Here is a 15,957-nt window from a genome sequence, read left to right as displayed (position 1 = left end):
TGGTTCTCTTCAAAAAAGAAAGAGGCCGGCATGTGATCCCACTCTGCCGAGGATATCCGCCTCGGCGTCATTGGTCCTGCCGGCCTCTGGTCGTATTGTCGCACTGGGCTCCGCGGCGGCCCTATCAGCCGCCTTGCGAGGGCGTATCGGCCGCCGCTCGCTTCACCGGTCGGCGAATTCTTACGAGCTCTTACAGGTCCGTCGCGACGGGCAGGCTCTCGACGCACGAAGTGAGGGATGAGCGGCGTGGTGTCGCTAAGAGGTTTTCGCGGCTTTGAAGCAGCCAACGGCGCACGGGTTCTTGGGAACCTTGAGTTGGTGGGTGCCTCGGGGGAGATATTCTTTGGTGATCTCGGGATTCAGGAGCTTCAATTCCAAGTAGTAGGTGCCGTAGTCATGCGCGATCGCGGCGAGATGGCGCTGAGGCTCCTTCACCTGCACGGTGACCTGTTCGGTCTCGAGGGGGGCGTAGAGATCTTTTTTGGTGAGGCCCAGGTACTTCTGCGGCTGCGAGTAGATCTCCTTCACGGCAATGATGCGCGGGACGTACCGCATGGTCTCGCGCACCGCCGACAGCCGCCAATAATCCGTCACCTGCTGCTCCTTGAGGAGCTTTCGGATCCGATCCTCCCCGGCGTTGTAGGCGGCGAGGGCCAGATACCAATCCCCCATTTCTTCCTTCAGGTACCGGAGGTACTTGATCGCGGCCTCCGTGGACATCTCGAGGTTGCGGCGATCGTCCCGCCATGTGGTCGTATACAGCTTGTACTGCTTCCCGGTGGAGTTGATGAATTGCCAGGGGCCGGAGGCCTTGGCCCGGGAATACGCGGCCGCGATGCACTTGCTCTCCACGAGGAGGACGTATTTCAAATCGTCCGGCAGCCCCGCCTCGGCAAGCGCTTTTTCCACCGGAGGAAAGCACCGCCCGGTCCGTTTCGCCAGGATGATCGCCTCGCCTTCATCGGCCAGGAACTGATAGAACTCATATTCGATCCGCTCCCGCACTTGCCAGTGGTCGACCGGGACGGGCTCTCCGGCGAAGGTGAGCGTGTCGGGAAGCTTGAACGAGCTGAGGAAGAGCCGCTGGCCCGGTCGCTGCACTTCGGGCAGGATCACCACCTGTTCAGGATCGTCGCTCATCTCCGGCTCCTCACCGGCTCCCGGCAGCAAGGCGGCCGTCTTCCCGGCCCTCACCGAGCCCGCGCCGTTCTTGAAGGTGAGGACCGCCCCCACGAGCACGCCCGAGAGGATGGAGCACGCGACGGCCAGCACGACGAGACGGAGCGGCTGAGTAAAGTAGTCTTGCCACCCAAAAAGTCGATAGCGCATGGAGAGAAAGCTAGCAAGAAAGAGCCGAAGCGGCAAGTCCACGCTCCCTGTGGATCAGCGATTCCTTGGAAGCATGCGCACGCTTTCGTCATCCGGCACCGCGACCACTTCCAATCCGCACGGTAACCGTGTATGAAGGAGCTTCCCCAGAGGTTCTGATGACCACCGAGCCCGTCGACGCCCGGCGCCCATCGGTCCTGATCGTCGATGACGACCCGGATATCTGCTTTGCGCTCTCCGACTTCCTCGAGCACGCCGGCTATGCCGTTCAGGCGGTGGGGACGGCGCGGGCGGCGTTGAGCCGGGCCGATGAAGCGCGGTTCGGCGCCGTGATTCTGGATCTCGGGCTGCCGGACGGCGATGGGGCCGACGTGCTCCGCGCCTTGACCACCCGCCAGCCGAACCTCCCAGTCATCATCCTGACGGCGTTCACGAGCGAGGAGCGCACGGTCGGACTTCTGCGGCAAGGGGCGTATGCCTTCCTCACGAAGCCGTACAACCGAGACCAACTGAAAGCGACGCTCGCCCGTGCGGTCGGCGCCAGCGAGCTCGCGTCGAAAGCCGAACGGATCGAACGGGCGTTGAACGACAGTGAACGCCGCCTGCAATCCGTGATGGAGTCGGCGACCGACGCGATTATCCTCGCCGACCCTCATGGCAGCGTCACCGCCTGGAACCCCGCGGCTCAACGGCTCTTCGGCTATCCCGCCGAGCAGATCATCGGCCGGCCGCTCACGGTTCTGCTCCCCGCACGCTACCACGGGGCCTACCGCGTCGACGACTTGACGACGCCGACCGACTCCACCGTCATCGGGCGGACCGTGGAGCTCCACGGCCGGCGCTGCGACGGCAGCGAGTTTCCCGCCGAGCTCAGTCTTGGGTTGTGGAAGGGCAGCGATGGGCTGTTCTACAGCGCGATCATTCGGGATGTCACGGAGCGGAAGGAGGCGCAGGCTCGCCTCGAAGAGAGTGAAGCGAGGCTCCGGCTCGCGCTGACCGCGGCGAACATGGGGATTTGGGACTGGGACGTCGCCACGGACCGGGTGACCTGGTCCGAGGACGTGTTCGGCCTCTTCGGGATTTCACCGGACGCCTTCGGAGGCACCTCCGCCGCGTTCTTGGGATTGGTGCATTCCGACGATCGTTCGGCCGTCCATCGACACCTCCGGCTCGCCGTCGAAGAAGGGGCGCCGTACGACGTGGAGCACCGGATCGTGCGGTCCGATGGCGAGGTCCGCTGGCTGGGATGCAAAGGCCGCGCACTGCGCGATCCCGAGGGTCGCCCCGTCCGCCTGCTCGGGACCGTCCAAGACATCACGGCCCGTAAGCGGGCCGAAGTCCAATTGCTCCAGCAGCAGATCGAACAGCAGGTCCTCTTGGACCTCATCCCGGCCATGGTCTGGTTCAAGGACTGCCACAATCGAATCATCCGCGCCAATCGCCTGGCCGCCGAGTCGATCAACCGCCCCATCGCCGAGGTCGAAGGCCGGAGCACGTACGAGCTCTACCCCGAGGAGGCGGAGCAATATTACCAGGACGACTTGGCGGTGATCCGGGGCGGCGCCCCCAAGCTCGGCATCGTCGAGCAGTACCAAGGAGCGTCCGGGGTCAAACGATGGGTGCAGACGGACAAGGTCCCCTACCGGGACCCGAAGGGCCGGGTGGTGGGCGTGCTCGTGTTCGCGCAGGACATCACCGCCCGACGGCAGGCGGAGGAGGCTCTCCTCGAGAGCGAAGCCCGCTTTCGGGCCTTCATGGATCACAGCCCGGTCTTGGCGTTCATGAAGGACGAAGACCTCCGCTACGTCTACGCGAACCGGCAGTGGGAGCGTCACACGCAGCTCACTTCTGCGCAATGGAGCGGCAAGACTGACGAGGACCTGCTGCCGCCCGACCTTGCGGCGGCCTGCGGGGCGAGCGACCGACTCGTCCTTGAGCTTGGGCGCGTGACGGAAAGCATCGAGACCGAGCCCCGCTCCGATGGAACCGCACGCCAATGGCTCGTCGTCAAGTTCCCGATCCACGGCGGCACGGGGCAGCGTTACATCGGGGGCATCGTTCAAGCACTCCCGGACGGTTCACGTGCCGGGCCCGAGGACTGACGCAGCATACCCCGGCGGTGCTGACGGCCGAGCGTGCCGTTCGACTCGTCCGCTCCTCGCCAACCCGGCCCACCGATTCCTTCCCGACTCTTCACCGACCCGGTCACCCCTGTCGTGCATGTACTACATCGATTTCGATCAGACTAGGATGCGCGTCGATTCCCCAAAAGTGGTATAAGGGCGCCGGTCCTGAGGACAAGGTCGTCCTCGGGCAGCTCGACGACATCGATTCGGCGGACAACGACGTCCTCCGTCCGGCATAACGGGACCGAGGGCGTTTTTATTTCGCCCTTCCCCGCAGCGCATTGACCGTCCACCAACGGTCGGAACACGGGAGGGTCAACCATGACGGAATCACTGAGGCAACGCATCATCACGATCGTGTCGGAGGACCCGGGGTGTCCGCTGGAAGCCGTCGTCGCCGCCTGCCCGCAATGGTCTTGGAGTCAGGTCTTCCTCGAAGTCGACCGCTTGAGCCGGGCGGGAAGCGTTCGCCTGCAACTGGTGCGTCGCGGCGTCTACACGTTGTCTCCGGCACACGGTCTCGCCGCCTGAACCGGACCTTTCGCTACCGCGCGGCGCATGGAACACCTGACCTCCAACCGATGCGGAGCGGACGATCCGTCAGGCTCCGACGGGGAGACGATGAAGAGGAGATGGGTTCGATGAAAAGATTTTTCAGTCCTGCACTGATGATTCTGGCAGACGTGTCCGACCGCTCGATGAAGAAGCCGGGACCCAGACCAGACGCAGATAGAACCGAGCCAGGCTCCGGGAACCGGGGCGGCGACGAGGCGCCCGCTCGGTCGGCCGGTCTGGAGCGGCGCCCGTGACCTTCTCAACCATCCCAAGGCAGCCCGAGCATTGGCCGGCTCACTGGAGACCCGGAAAGGCGGGCAGTTCAGCAAGGAGATCTTGATGGCAACGACCAAACGCAAGCCACGCACGGCCTCGGTCGCCAAAGCACTGGACGGGACCTCTCCGTCTCAGGAGGAACGGCCGTCCAACGAACCGCTCGCCAACGGCGACGGCATGGCAGGAAACGGTCATCGGCACCGCGAACATGAGATCGCGCAGCGGGCCTATGAGCTCTATGAGCAGCGCGGCCATGGGGACGGCCACGCGCTCGAGGACTGGCTCCAGGCAGAACGGGAAATTCTCAGGCAACGGTGAGCGACGGCGTTCGCCGCATTGAGCGAGCCACGCCGGCAAGAGCCAGCCGTCCGCCCAGCCCGGCTGGGCGGACGGCTGTGCGTCGGAACTGGATGGTCGCACGCACCGATCAGTGCCCCGACTTCTTGTCTTCTCCTTCATACTGGGGTGCGCCTGAAGGCGGGAGGCCGCGAGTGCCGCTCGGCCCGGCGCCGCCGACCTGCTCTTCACCCTGACCGCCCGCGGAGGCCGGCTGCTTCGTTACGCCGAGACCCTCCGGATTCACGACCGGCTCGCCCATCCCCTTCTGCATCTCTTTCACCAGCTTCTTCACATCGGGAGAGAGATCCTTCGCGTCATCGAGGCTGGTCTTCTGCTGCCACTGATCCTTCGTCAGGTTGAGGGACACCTCCCCCTCTCGGCTGATCTTGAAGCTGTTCCATGGGAACGGCCACAGTTCTTTGGTCTCCTTGAACTGGACCACTCCGTACTCGATCTTGCCGGTCTTCGTGTCCATGATCAGCTTTTCGAGATGCCCGATCGGCTGGCCGTCCTTCCCCTTGATCTCGTCGCCGACCAGCTCATGGTTCCGCACCTCCTTTTTCTCGCCTCGCGCAAGCGGCAGCACGGCGAAGTCGCTGGGCGTAGGATCCTTCGTCCCCGTCATGTCGAGCGATCCCGGTTGATGGCTCCCGCTCGGCTGTCCGCCCGGCATTTGTCCGGATGCCTGTCCGCCGCCCGCCCAGGCGGTTGCGCTCAACAACACGATCGACACCGCACATATTCCACTGATTGGTTTCTTCATGCGCCCCTCCTTTGGTAGAGAACCGGCACGTCGCCTCCCCTAAAACGTACTACCGGAGCGGGCAGCCGTCTGTCGGCTCTTCTTCTGAACCTGCGCCGTCTTCATGGCGAGGTACTTTTCGGGGGCGGGCTTACGGGATTGATCGGAGTCGAGGGTGCGGGCCTGAGCTCACTTCACGGCACGGCCGGCTGCGCGGGTGACCGCATTGGTCGGCCCCTGTCGGGGCGGCGGGTCCAGAACGAGGTCCACGGGACACACGATCTCGAGGCTCTCACGACCATCCTCGCGATGCAGCGCGCACGCCTCGTCGAAGTTGTCGAGGGACAGCGAACACCGGGTGTCACCGTGCTCGGGGATCGTACATGTCAGAGGCTCCACGCGGGCCTCACAGTTGCCACCCGAGGAGCAGCGGGCGATCGCGATAGGGGGCTCCGCTCCAAAGGACACCTGCCAGGGCCCATACGTCAGCGACTTCTGCCGGTCCAGGACGTTCCCGTTCGGCGTCACGATGGCCTTGACGGCGACGGGCTCGGTCGCCTCCTCGAGCTTCATCCACAAGGGCGCGGCCGGCATACACCCGGTGGTCAGCACCAGGACCATCCATCCGAGCCCGATCACCCATCGTCCGGGATGCTCTCGCCATTGCTCCATCGTGCTCGTCCTTCCGCTCGCGGCCGGCTCTACTCTCTCATACCTAAGTCAATCATACGCGCCGCGTAAGGGGACGTCGCGTCGAGCGCCGGGTAGCGTTCCGTAGGCCGCGCACTTAATGAGAACGAACTAGCCGTGATCCTCGGAGCGAGAGGGAAAGGCTTTACGGAAGCAGGCGGGTGCCGAACGTGGCGAAGAGCTGGCCGGTCAGATACCTTGTCCCTTCCGGATCGTTCCTTCGTTTCCGCCGCATATAGTCATTGAGAACCCGGCCGTCTTGGGATCGATGGACGTGGGGGGAAGCCAGATTCATGCGATAGCGCTCGACGGCGCCCGAGACGCGGCTGATGAACACAATGGTGCCGTCGCTCTCAACCCGCTCGACCACTCCGACGTGCGTGAGGGGATCGTTCACGAGCCCATCGCCGTTGAAATCCCACGTGTCGTCGAAGAACACGAGGTCCCCGCGCCGGACGGCCGGCCCACGGTGGAGCCGGCCATGCGCTCGTACGTGATCGTAGATCAAGCGGACCCCGTTCGCCCCCGGGTCGTGGGCCTCGCCCTCGTACAGGTCGATCCCGTGGGCGAGATAGATCGCGCGCGTGACCCCCGCACAATCATAGGTGACGCGCCGGCCATCGACTGCGATCGTCCGGGCGCCGACCAGGCCGGCGGCCGTCCGGACGATGGCCTCCGGGTGGGGCGCGGCGGGGCCCGCCGAGCAGCATGCTCGCGTCCGAATCGTGTGTCGGGACGCGAGCGGCTCGGACGCACAGCCGCCCAGGACCACGATGAGCAGGGGTACGATCAACAGCCTCGCTCGGACCTCGAGCATCCTCGCCTCCTCCGGCACAAGTATACCTAAGAAGGTGAGGAAGAGCAGGCGCGGTCGTTAGATCGGCACGAGCACCTGGATCTCCAGAGGCGCCAATTCCACGGGCAGGCGACGCGCCCAGCCGGCGGACGGCGCTCCGTCGCGCCCGTAGAAGGTGACGGCGCCGCTGACGGGTTCCGCGTCCCTCCGGGTTCCCCGATTGCTGTATCCGATCCCGAACGTCTTCTTGTCGTCGTTGATGCGCGCGTCGATGAGTACCCACCCGGCAAACGGAGTCGAGACGCTCGTATTGGCGACGAGGACGACCTCCCGATCATTGAGAATGCGCGACCAGGTCAGGATCCCGCCCAGCTCTTGCGAGGCCCCGAAGTCGTGGTTGTTGCCGGACACCGGCCGGAAATACTGCCGGCCGTAGCGCAGGGCGGGCTCGTCGGCCCGGATTCGTGCCAGTCGACGGATCTCGGCAAAGACGGCATTCGTCTCATCGAACGCGCGCGGCTTTCCCCACAGCGCCTCCCGAACGTGTTCCGGCTTGTGCTCGATCGACTCGGCATAGAGCTCCTGAGTGCCTTTCAGGCCCTGCTCGGTCCCGTAGTAAAGGCAGGGGATCCCTTGGAGCCCGAACAGGCACCCGAGCGCCATCGTGAGCTGGTGGGAATAGTCGCCCCCGTCACGCGGGTACAGAAAACGGTTCGGGTCGTCATGGTTGTCGAGGAACGTGACGAAGAAGCGCGAGGCATCCCCATGCGTGCTCAGGAGGTGATGCTCCTGCTGAATTTTCTTGCGGAGCTGAAAGACATCTTCGACGACCGTGGGCGGGAGAAAGCCTTTTGCGGCCGGGGCCAATTTCCATTGCAAGGGGAAATCCAGCGACGCATCCGCGCCGAATCGCCCGTCTTCCTCGGAGGTGTAGCGTCCCGTGTACTTCGCCAGCACCTGCTCATCATCCTTGGTCTCACCGAAGATGAAGAAGTTCTTCTTGCCGATGGCATAGGCGTACTCCCGCACGGCGTTGCAGAACGTCAAGGCGAACTCGCGTTCCACGTGCTTCAGCGTGTCGATCCGGAAGCCGTCCACGTCGAATCGGGCGAGGATGTACTGGTGCGCCTTGATGAGGAGGTTCCAGACCGGTCTGTCTGCATACTCATCCGGAAGCTCCGTCCGGAATTCCTTCAGGCTCGCAAAATCCCCTTGGAGCGGCCCCCCTTTTCCCTGGCGCCTGAAATGCTCGTTACGGCGCAGCTCTTCGGGCCAGACGGCCGCATCGCGATTCAACGCAGCCGGCGGATCCGTCCAGTCCCGGCGGGGCACGCCTTGATCGTCCCGCCAATAGATGGTGTAGGGATGCTCCCGCCAGTCGGCCTCATCCCGTACGACGCCGTCGACGTCGTAGGCAAAGACGTCCCCCGCATGGTTGATCACCACGTCGAGGATCACGTAGATGCCGCGGGCATGCGCCTCGTCGATGAGACGGATCAGCTCGGCTTCCGCCAGCTCCGGCCGTGTGCCGAACCGTGGGTCCACTTCCAGGAAGTCCTGGATGCCGTACCCGTGGTGGCTGGCGTGCGAGAGCCGGTTCTTGAGGACCGGCGTCAACCAGAGTGCGCCCGCTCCCAGCCTCTTCAGATACGGCAACGCGTGCCGGACGCCTTCGAAAGTCCCGCCCTGGCGCTCCCCGGTTTCACGATCCCAGTCGTGCTTGGGCGGCGCATCGGGATTGTGGAAGCGATCGATCATCAGGAAATAGATCCAATGGTCCCGCCAATCGAGCGGCGACGGAAACGGCTTGGGGAGGCGTACGGCTCCATCGGGCAGGGGAACGTCGATGACCCCCGGCCGGCCGGCGGCGGCCAACGCGGCGCGCACGTGATCGCTGTGCAATGATGACGGCATAGGCCCCTCCTTGTTGCTGGGTCGTCTGTGGTCGGATTCTCGGCCATGGACACACAAGCCGCGTGCCATGGCCGATCTTCACTTCACCCGGCCATGCGCACGCACGACGTTGACTCCATTGAGGAAAGTCTGCGGACGCTCGGGCGAGGTCTTCGGAGGAGCCGTGCGGTGTATCTGATCGGGCGCGCCGCGTATCCGGCTCGATACGCGGGAGCCGTGGCTCGATGATTGAACCGAGTGGACGTTCACCGGTGAATGTCCAGCAGCACGAACTCGAGGGGAATGGGGATGTGGTACCCGCTGTCCTCGTCGACGATCTTCAGGATTTTCCTCCCGTCGAAGCGGGTGATGCCCCAAAAGGAGAACTCGGCGTTCTTCTTCATCGACTTGAGCATCTCATCGGCCTTGGTGCCCGCGATGCTGAAGAGCCGGACACCGGAGGCCAGCGGCTTGTGCTTGTCCATGATGTCCACGACGGCCCAGAGGCCGTCCGGCGTCCGCTTCGCCTGCCCGCGCAAGACCGCTTTCAGGTGAAAATAATTGGGCAGCGCGCCCTTGCTCTCGATGGCCACATACTCCGTCCCATCCTCGGCCGTGTACTCTTCGATCGTGACCTTGCGCTTGATGAGCCGTTGGAACGCCGGAACCCCATGGGCTTTGAAGTCCACCCATTCCATCGCACGGATCGTGTCGTGAAACGCTTGCGCGCCCAGCCGGACGACGGGATGAATTTCCACCGCGTGCCTCCCCTGCGCATCGGTCGTCTCGACCATCTGATGCTCTTCGGAGAAGACGTCGTCTCGTCCCCCCGGGAACTCGAACCAGATCCGAAAGACCCCGTCGATCGGCACGTCCCCGTGTTCGCTCTGCGCCTGGATGGCGTGTGGATCCAGCCGAGTGGAACAGGCATTGATGAACTCACCCACGACCGGCAGCTTGATCTCGTTGACGCGCAGCGTGGCGACCAGCTCGCAGTCCCCTTTCTCGGCGATCTCGCTGATCCGTTCGACCCGCCCCGTCGCGTTGACGAGACTTCGATCGGCCTGCTGCACGACGAGGTCCTTTCGAATGCGGAGCTGCGCGGCATCGCCGGTCGGCGGGCACAGGGACCCGCAACAGACGAGCACGAGTAGGAAGACTGCGCCCTTCCCCATCCTTCACCTCCTGCCGCTCATTCCGTCATGCCGCCGTCGGTGACCCCTCTTGCCAACGTCCCGCGCATCTGCTTGTGTAGAGGCATACGAGGCAGGTGTCAACCGTCTGTGGGAGCGGGCCGTGGGATCTTTGCGCCAGACGATCCGCCATGTGCGGGCCCTCACACGAGGAAGCGAAGAGATGCGACGCACGACGGCCGCCTCGGCGCTCCTCGTCCTGATCGTTCTCTTCGGTCTCACACCTTCTTCATCTCGTGCGGGCGAGCCGTCCGAGGCGGTCGTGCTCGATGTCGTCGGGTCCGGAAACCGTACGCTGGAGCCTTTCACGGTCACGAACGGATGGGAGCTACGGTGGGAATTTCGCGGGGAGTTCGAGCGTTCGCTCTTTCAGGTCTTCGTCAACAAGGTGAGTGGGAGCGTCCCGAACCTCCCGGTCGACGGGTTCACGCACCACGGTCCCGGGAGCGGGCGGCACCGGATGGAAGAAGGCGGCACCTACTACCTGAAGGTCGTGGGGATGGGCGGATGGCATCTGACCGTGGTCCAGAGGGCCGGTGGGGGGACGTGACCGCAGACGCGATCGAACGATCCCAACGAGGAAAAGCCGGACAGAGGATCAGCCTTTCTCCGAGCGCACGGCCGAGCCGGACGGACGGGAGCGGCGCCGCCAACCCATCAAGGCTCATTGAGGGATCTGAACGCGGATCGATTGCGCGTGTCCATCCGAGCCAACCTGGGCCTCGATCTTGTCGCCCACCTTGATCCGATCCTCCTGCTTCGTCTGACTCGTCACCCGCAGTTGGACTTCATGGCCGGACATGTCCTTGATGATGTACGTCTCGCCCTCGATGTTCAGCACATCGCCGCGGACGACCTGTGCGGCAGTGCTGTTCTGCCCGACCATCGGGGCCTGCGCGCCCGCCGGCAGGACCGAGAGCCACCACCCCAGCAGTGCGACGAGACCGATCCGCGACCAGTTATGTCTCTTCATAGGCGTCCCTCATTGATGTGGCGTGCCCTGACTCGGGCCCGTTCGACCCTCGTCCGCTTTGATGATGTTCTTGACGCGGTCGTTCGCGTCCAACTCGAGACTTACACGGTCCCCTTGCTGCACCCCGTGCAACACATCGGCATCCGTCACCTGTAACGACCACGACTCACCCTGGACGGTACGAAAGGTCACGGTCTTCGCGTCTTGATCGATCTGCTCGATCGTACTGTTCGTGTACGTCGTCATCGTCGGCTCGGATGCCGACTCGCCCGCCGAAGACAGACCGGGCACGAACAGAGCGAGCGACAGCAGGAGCAACGTCACATAACGCATAGGGCACCTCCTTGTCCATTCCACGATGAACAGGGATGAACAGGCAAGGCGTCGGCCGGGTGCCCGGTCGGGGTGCGGGAAGCGAGCGGCAACCGCAACGCGCTGATTTCATTGTAGCCATCCCCGCTTCCCGAATACGACTGCCGCCAGCATAGCCGCCGCCCGGCGACACGTTGTCCCATCGAGAAGCCCATGGGAAGCAAAAGGTGCAACAGCCTCGGCCTCTTAGCGTCCGGCGCGCTTTGTCCGCCACTTGAGACAGCTCGTCCTCTCCGGTGGGCTCGGTCACAGCCGGGGTAAGAGATCGATCCACTGCGTTTTTTGTTCCATGCGTTTCCTGAGCAAGGACAGGATGACGATCGCCCAGAACGCACCGACCGCCAGCAACTGATTGGTGATCGCCGGCCACGCCGGCGCGTCGGTGGTGAAATAGACGAGGCGCCCGAGGGTCAGCACGCTACAGGCCAACGCGACCACGATGAGCAGTGAATAGTGCGTCGGCGGCGACCACAACGCGATCAAGGCGACGGGCGCCACATAGAGGACGCCGAGCGGGAGCCACGGGGGCATCGAAAGATCCAGAGCAAAGATGGCGCCGATCAGAAGAAAGGCGAGAACGATCGGGATCGGGCTGGTGCGGAGCCGGGTGTGCTTCATCGTAGGATCACAGGGCTCCGATTCTTAAAAGATTTCTCCGGAATGGTCAAGAGGGACTACGTGTCCACCGCTCGGACAAGCGGTCAGCCGACCGATCCCGTGGACCTCGCGGGGAATTCTGACCGGCATCCTAAGCATGAGCGCGACGGACCGTCTGAGTTGTCCCGGTCCTCGATCCAGCGTCCTCTCCACGGCTTCTCTATGTCGTTGAGCCGTCGCGCGACGATGCACCTGAAGCTCAGGGGGGGACCAGGCCCGCATCTTGCTGTGCGCCGTGCAGCCTCAGGATCAAGTCGTCGGCCCGCTGACCGATAGAAGAGACAAGGAAAGGAGTCGTGCTGATGGAGGCAGGCCTCCGCGTGTTCGTCCTGATCACCTGCGCCGTGTTGAGCGTCGCGCTCGGGCTCGTCGATGCTGAGGCCAAGACCGGCCGGCGCGAGCAGCTCATCCCGATCCTCGGCGTGACCATGGAGAAGAAACCGGTGGGGACCGTGGCGAATCTCATTGTGGCGTTCGAGGAGCGCGACGACCACGGCGGCTTGTCGGTCCACTTCAAGTCGGGTCCCGGGCGGTTTTCCAAGATGGCCCAAACGGCCATCCAGCAAGCCATCTACCGGGCCGCACGCGCGGCCAACATGGCGACGGATTCGTGGACCATCGTCCTCGGCGTCCCTCATCCCGGCGTGACGATCTACGGGGACAGCCTCTCGGCCATGGTGAGCGTCACGGTTCTCGCCTTGGCGCGAGGCGAGCCCATTCCACCCGATCGCGTCATCACCGGGGCCGTGAGCCCGGACGGGCGCATCGCCCCGGTGGGCTCAGTACCGCTGAAGGTCGCCGCCGCCAACGAAGCCCATCTTCGGCGCGTGGTGATCCCCGAGGAAATGGACGTCGCCGATGCCGATTGGCGAACACCCTTCCTGATGCAGGTCTCTCCCGTGCGCTCGATCAGCCAGGCGTATCAAGCGTTGACCGACCATCCTCTCGGTCCGTAGCGGGATGTTGAAAAAGGCTCCCAGCTTTCAAGACACTGGGCGCTCACCATCTCGCGCCCGTGCGCAAATGTTGAGGCGATGTATTCGTCGCCTCGCGCACCTCGGCTCATCGCGTGAGAAAAGGGGGCGGAGGGCGGCATGGCTTGACTTCAACGAGACCCGCCCCGAATAATATCGTCCTCCTAGCTCCTCCTGGTGCCCAGTGCCCGAGCCCCGATCCGATGCGCCTCCGCCAGAGGCGGGCGGCGCCCCGCTTGCCTCACCCCTGATCGAGCCGCCCGTGAATCCAATGGGCGGCCGGACCCTCATCGTCGACGCCGGAGACCCCGCCGCGTTCGAGTGCCCCAGCGCCGCGCTGCGCTCAGCGGGACCGCAGGACCAGATTTTCATCCGGCCCGGTCGGTATGAGGACAAGCTCTTCGTCTCCGACCGATCCATTGTGGTCGTCGGCGCCGGGCGGGACCACGTCGAAATCTTTTCCCGCCGCAGCGGGCCGCTCTATCTCCAGCGCGTCGCGGGCGGGCGGATCAGCGGCGTCACGTTCCGGTACGTCGGCAGCGATCAGCACTCGGCCATGAACATTCTCGACTCCGCGTGCACGATCACCCAGTGCCGCGCGCGGGACGGGATTCTGTCCGGAGTCGTCGTCTATGGCCCCGATTGCCGGCCTTCCCTGATCGAGAACGACGTCTGTCACAACCGAGAGTCGGGGATCTTCGTGTTCGGCGGGGCACGACCCTACGTCGCGCAGAATCGTTGTTCTGCCAACCACCACTTCGGGTTGGCGGTCCGCGACCCCGGGAGCCGCCCGGATCTCGTCCGCAATCACTGCTTCGACAACATGCTGAGCGGCATCCTGCTCTTCTACCACGCCGAAGCCCTGCTCGCGAGCAATACCTGCCGGAACAACTGGCACTGGGGCCTCGTGATGACGCCTGATGCGGTCACCTCCCCCCCGGTGGATCAGCTCGTGGCGACCAACGACCTCGAAGGCAACCCACGCGGCCCACTGACCATCACGGAACAGCCGCTCCGGGACATTGGACGGTGACGCGGTAGGTAGGGATATGGGGGTAAGGGGGTAGGGGGATAGGGGGTAAAGAGGTAGAGTGGTAGGAGAGCACAACCGGTTTATCCCATTCCCCCCTTTACCACCTACCCCATACCCCTATACCCCTATTCGCCGTGGAAGCGCCCCATCAGCGCGTGGTGGAGCTCGTGGCCGCAGACGGCGAAATCCAGTTTTGAGCAGTAGATGGTCTTGGTGCGGTAATCGAAGAAGCCGCGTACGGTCTTGAGGCCCATCCCGCCGTCTTGGTGCTCCAGCATCAAGGCCGGCTTCCCATACATGGCTTCGTAGCGTTCACGCAGCGCCGGCGGGTCGAGCAGCACCACGGTGAGATTCCGGAGCTCGTACCGTTCGTAGTAGGCGGGTGGCGTGGACGTGCAGCCCGCGATGAGCAGCAGCGCCGCGACGAGGGCCAAGGCACACGCGGGCGGTCTTGGGCAGCCGCACCTAGCCATAACGAAGTAGGCATCAAGCTTACGTTAAGATCCTGAAAAATAAAATCAGGAATTCTACGATGAGGAGTAGACCTTACTCTTTCGCGAGGGACAGGATCACCCGCCATTCTTCGGGGCGGACCGGCTGAACCGACAGGCGTGACCCCTTTCGCAGCAGCTCCATGCCCTTGAGTCGCGGCTCTTGCCGCAACCGCTCGAGCGACACGGAGGTGGGGAAGATCTCGACGAGTCGGATATCGACCATGTCCCAGATGGGGCGAGACGGCGTGCTCTTGGGGTCGTAGTGGCCGTCCTTCGGATCGAAGGCCGTGTGATCGGGATACGCTTCGCGGACGACTTCCGCGATCCCGACCACCGCCGGCGGATCCGCATTGCTGTGATAGAACAGCACCCGGTCGCCGCGCCGCATCGCCCGCATGAAGTTCCGCGCCTGATAGTTCCGCACCCCGTCCCAACACGTCGTCCGCCCGGGCGCGCGTTCGAGATCGTGGATGGAAAAGGTGGAGGGCTCGCTTTTCATCAGCCAGTAGCGCATGCCTCGTTCGACTCCTCTTGTCTCTCGCGTGATCCCCGTGTATTCTCCCTCTGCCCCCCGGGCCGTTCTGCGCCCAATCCTACGTGATCGCCGGGTGTTCCTCAACGCTCAACCAGGGAGAGGCAATGGAACTTACGCCGTTTGCGTATGGCGTCTACAAGTCGGCCAAGTATCTGGTCTATCCGTATTCCTGGCTGGTCATCCTGCTCGGCCTGCTGCTCGCGGCGCTGGTCTGGCCGAACGCCGCCAAACGCCTTGGATCGATCCGCTTGCTTGCGTTTCTCGCCTTCATGCTCGTCGTCGTCTTGGGCAATCCGATCGTCGCCGGTCACATGGTCGCCCCGCTGGAAGCCGAGCATCCGCCGTTCACCGGCGCCTCCTCGCAACGGTACGATGCCATCGTCGTGTTGGGCGGCGGCGTGTTCCCCAAGGGCACCCTCCGGCCGAGCAATGAACTGACGCTCGCCTCCATCGAGCGCACCTTCTGCGGCGTCGAGCTCTTCACCCGTGGGCTGTCGTCGCGGCTGGTCTTCTCCGCGGGCGACGCGTTGGTGTTCGAAGATGGGCCCGAGGAATCCGTCGAGATGAAACATTTGGCGATGCGGCTCGGCGTGCCGGCCGACGCGATCACGATCGAGACTCAGTCCCGAACGACCTATGAGAATGCCGTCGAGACCAAGCGGCTGCTGGGTGACACATCGATCCTGCTCGTGACGTCGGCCAGCCATATGCCGCGCGCGCTCGGTCTGTTTCGGAAACAGGGCTTCGACGCCACCCCCGTGCCCTGCGGCTACTCGTCGAAGGAGCACCCCGATCGGCTCTGGCGCAACAATCCCTTCGACCTGATCCCGCAAGTCGAGGCCTTGCGAAAGAGCACGATGGGGCTCACGGAGCGGATCGGCACCTGGGTCTATCGGATCTTGGGGAAAATATGAGGTGAGGACGTTAGGTCGGTTGAGTCCGTTTGGTCCGTTAGGTCAGTTGGGGCAGTCTTGGGAAAT

Annotated in this window: 18 protein-coding genes; 7 read left to right on the top strand and 11 right to left on the bottom strand. The window is 64.0% G+C overall.

Annotated features, from left to right (window positions below; genetic code table 11):
* Positions 1-255: 255 nt before the first annotated feature.
* Entirely contained in the window at positions 256-1,365 is a 1,110-nt protein-coding gene (locus ACWHYV_RS02035; RefSeq protein ID WP_447978999.1) for a lytic transglycosylase domain-containing protein, read from the bottom strand.
* 122 nt (positions 1,366-1,487) lie between these two features.
* Between ACWHYV_RS02035 and ACWHYV_RS02030 the strand changes: the two genes are divergently transcribed.
* The 3 genes from ACWHYV_RS02030 to ACWHYV_RS02020 all read left to right on the top strand — a co-directional run bounded on the left by ACWHYV_RS02030 (position 1,488) and on the right by ACWHYV_RS02020 (position 4,604).
* Positions 1,488-3,431 (top strand): PAS domain S-box protein, encoded by a 1,944-nt coding sequence (locus ACWHYV_RS02030; protein WP_447978998.1) that lies wholly within the window; start codon positions 1,488-1,490, stop codon positions 3,429-3,431.
* Positions 3,432-3,776: 345 nt separating this feature from the next.
* Positions 3,777-3,986: a hypothetical protein gene (locus ACWHYV_RS02025; RefSeq protein WP_447978997.1), complete on the top strand. Its 210-nt coding sequence runs from the start codon at positions 3,777-3,779 to the stop codon at positions 3,984-3,986.
* Positions 3,987-4,349: 363 nt separating this feature from the next.
* Positions 4,350-4,604, top strand: a complete 255-nt coding sequence (locus ACWHYV_RS02020) for a DUF2934 domain-containing protein (RefSeq protein WP_447978996.1) — start codon at positions 4,350-4,352, stop codon at positions 4,602-4,604.
* Positions 4,605-4,713: 109 nt separating this feature from the next.
* Here ACWHYV_RS02020 and ACWHYV_RS02015 read toward each other — a convergent pair whose 3' ends face one another.
* The 5 genes from ACWHYV_RS02015 to ACWHYV_RS01995 form a co-directional block, all read right to left on the bottom strand.
* On the bottom strand, positions 4,714-5,388 hold the full coding sequence (locus tag ACWHYV_RS02015; RefSeq protein WP_447978995.1) for a PRC-barrel domain-containing protein: 675 nt from the start codon (positions 5,386-5,388) through the stop codon (positions 4,714-4,716).
* A gap of 168 nt (positions 5,389-5,556) precedes the next feature.
* Entirely contained in the window at positions 5,557-6,039 is a 483-nt protein-coding gene (locus ACWHYV_RS02010; RefSeq protein WP_447978994.1) for a hypothetical protein, read from the bottom strand.
* Between the two features lie 163 nt (positions 6,040-6,202).
* Positions 6,203-6,874 carry a CHAP domain-containing protein gene (locus ACWHYV_RS02005; RefSeq protein ID WP_447978993.1) on the bottom strand — a complete coding sequence of 224 codons (672 nt, stop codon included), beginning with the start codon at positions 6,872-6,874 and terminating at the stop codon, positions 6,203-6,205.
* Positions 6,875-6,931: 57 nt separating this feature from the next.
* Positions 6,932-8,767, bottom strand: coding sequence for an alpha-amylase family glycosyl hydrolase (locus tag ACWHYV_RS02000; protein WP_447978992.1), 1,836 nt, complete (start codon positions 8,765-8,767; stop codon positions 6,932-6,934).
* A gap of 245 nt (positions 8,768-9,012) precedes the next feature.
* Positions 9,013-9,921, bottom strand: a complete 909-nt coding sequence (locus tag ACWHYV_RS01995) for a hypothetical protein (protein ID WP_447978991.1) — start codon at positions 9,919-9,921, stop codon at positions 9,013-9,015.
* A gap of 181 nt (positions 9,922-10,102) precedes the next feature.
* Here ACWHYV_RS01995 and ACWHYV_RS01990 point away from each other — a divergent pair, with 181 nt between their 5' ends.
* Positions 10,103-10,489, top strand: coding sequence for a hypothetical protein (locus tag ACWHYV_RS01990; protein WP_447978990.1), 387 nt, complete (start codon positions 10,103-10,105; stop codon positions 10,487-10,489).
* Between the two features lie 114 nt (positions 10,490-10,603).
* Here the strand turns inward: ACWHYV_RS01990 and ACWHYV_RS01985 are convergent, their stop codons facing one another.
* From ACWHYV_RS01985 to ACWHYV_RS01975, 3 genes are all read right to left on the bottom strand, one after another.
* The gene (locus tag ACWHYV_RS01985) at positions 10,604-10,912 is read right to left on the bottom strand and encodes a hypothetical protein (protein WP_447978989.1); all 309 of its coding nucleotides are present in this window, start codon (positions 10,910-10,912) and stop codon (positions 10,604-10,606) included.
* A gap of 9 nt (positions 10,913-10,921) precedes the next feature.
* Positions 10,922-11,245, bottom strand: a complete 324-nt coding sequence (locus ACWHYV_RS01980) for a hypothetical protein (RefSeq protein WP_447978988.1) — start codon at positions 11,243-11,245, stop codon at positions 10,922-10,924.
* A gap of 285 nt (positions 11,246-11,530) precedes the next feature.
* Positions 11,531-11,902 (bottom strand): hypothetical protein, encoded by a 372-nt coding sequence (locus ACWHYV_RS01975; protein WP_447978987.1) that lies wholly within the window; start codon positions 11,900-11,902, stop codon positions 11,531-11,533.
* A gap of 341 nt (positions 11,903-12,243) precedes the next feature.
* On the opposite strand from ACWHYV_RS01975, the gene ACWHYV_RS01970 reads away from it, so the two are divergent.
* The gene (locus ACWHYV_RS01970; protein WP_447978986.1) at positions 12,244-12,897 is read left to right on the top strand and encodes a S16 family serine protease; all 654 of its coding nucleotides are present in this window, start codon (positions 12,244-12,246) and stop codon (positions 12,895-12,897) included.
* A 289-nt stretch (positions 12,898-13,186) separates the two neighbouring features.
* The gene (locus tag ACWHYV_RS01965; protein WP_447980675.1) at positions 13,187-13,948 is read left to right on the top strand and encodes a right-handed parallel beta-helix repeat-containing protein; all 762 of its coding nucleotides are present in this window, start codon (positions 13,187-13,189) and stop codon (positions 13,946-13,948) included.
* Positions 13,949-14,073: 125 nt separating this feature from the next.
* Here the strand turns inward: ACWHYV_RS01965 and ACWHYV_RS01960 are convergent, their stop codons facing one another.
* Together ACWHYV_RS01960 and ACWHYV_RS01955 are read right to left on the bottom strand one after the other, a co-directional pair.
* Positions 14,074-14,382, bottom strand: a complete 309-nt coding sequence (locus ACWHYV_RS01960; protein ID WP_447978985.1) for a hypothetical protein — start codon at positions 14,380-14,382, stop codon at positions 14,074-14,076.
* Between the two features lie 112 nt (positions 14,383-14,494).
* Positions 14,495-14,956, bottom strand: a complete 462-nt coding sequence (locus tag ACWHYV_RS01955) for an EVE domain-containing protein (protein ID WP_447978984.1) — start codon at positions 14,954-14,956, stop codon at positions 14,495-14,497.
* A gap of 125 nt (positions 14,957-15,081) precedes the next feature.
* On the opposite strand from ACWHYV_RS01955, the gene ACWHYV_RS01950 reads away from it, so the two are divergent.
* Positions 15,082-15,891 carry a YdcF family protein gene (locus tag ACWHYV_RS01950; RefSeq protein WP_447978983.1) on the top strand — a complete coding sequence of 270 codons (810 nt, stop codon included), beginning with the start codon at positions 15,082-15,084 and terminating at the stop codon, positions 15,889-15,891.
* The last annotated feature ends 66 nt before the right edge of the window (positions 15,892-15,957 follow it).

The organism is Candidatus Nitrospira bockiana (genome assembly GCF_965152565.1).
This window is presented reverse-complemented; position numbering and strand designations above follow the sequence as displayed.

Excerpts from the sequence above, each read along its gene's own strand:
- ACWHYV_RS02030 (WP_447978998.1), top strand. The coding sequence starts at position 1,488 with ATGACCACCGAGCCCGTCGACGCCCGGCGCCCATCGGTCCTGATCGTC.
- ACWHYV_RS02025 (WP_447978997.1), top strand. The coding sequence starts at position 3,777 with ATGACGGAATCACTGAGGCAACGCATCATCACGATCGTGTCGGAGGAC.
- ACWHYV_RS02020 (WP_447978996.1), top strand. The coding sequence starts at position 4,350 with ATGGCAACGACCAAACGCAAGCCACGCACGGCCTCGGTCGCCAAAGCA.
- ACWHYV_RS02015 (WP_447978995.1), bottom strand. The coding sequence starts at position 5,388 with ATGAAGAAACCAATCAGTGGAATATGTGCGGTGTCGATCGTGTTGTTG.
- ACWHYV_RS02010 (WP_447978994.1), bottom strand. The coding sequence starts at position 6,039 with ATGGAGCAATGGCGAGAGCATCCCGGACGATGGGTGATCGGGCTCGGA.
- ACWHYV_RS02005 (WP_447978993.1), bottom strand. The coding sequence starts at position 6,874 with ATGCTCGAGGTCCGAGCGAGGCTGTTGATCGTACCCCTGCTCATCGTG.
- ACWHYV_RS02000 (WP_447978992.1), bottom strand. The coding sequence starts at position 8,767 with ATGCCGTCATCATTGCACAGCGATCACGTGCGCGCCGCGTTGGCCGCC.
- ACWHYV_RS01995 (WP_447978991.1), bottom strand. The coding sequence starts at position 9,921 with ATGGGGAAGGGCGCAGTCTTCCTACTCGTGCTCGTCTGTTGCGGGTCC.
- ACWHYV_RS01990 (WP_447978990.1), top strand. The coding sequence starts at position 10,103 with ATGCGACGCACGACGGCCGCCTCGGCGCTCCTCGTCCTGATCGTTCTC.
- ACWHYV_RS01985 (WP_447978989.1), bottom strand. The coding sequence starts at position 10,912 with ATGAAGAGACATAACTGGTCGCGGATCGGTCTCGTCGCACTGCTGGGG.
- ACWHYV_RS01980 (WP_447978988.1), bottom strand. The coding sequence starts at position 11,245 with ATGCGTTATGTGACGTTGCTCCTGCTGTCGCTCGCTCTGTTCGTGCCC.
- ACWHYV_RS01975 (WP_447978987.1), bottom strand. The coding sequence starts at position 11,902 with ATGAAGCACACCCGGCTCCGCACCAGCCCGATCCCGATCGTTCTCGCC.
- ACWHYV_RS01970 (WP_447978986.1), top strand. The coding sequence starts at position 12,244 with ATGGAGGCAGGCCTCCGCGTGTTCGTCCTGATCACCTGCGCCGTGTTG.
- ACWHYV_RS01965 (WP_447980675.1), top strand. The coding sequence starts at position 13,187 with ATGGGCGGCCGGACCCTCATCGTCGACGCCGGAGACCCCGCCGCGTTC.
- ACWHYV_RS01955 (WP_447978984.1), bottom strand. The coding sequence starts at position 14,956 with ATGCGCTACTGGCTGATGAAAAGCGAGCCCTCCACCTTTTCCATCCAC.
- ACWHYV_RS01950 (WP_447978983.1), top strand. The coding sequence starts at position 15,082 with ATGGAACTTACGCCGTTTGCGTATGGCGTCTACAAGTCGGCCAAGTAT.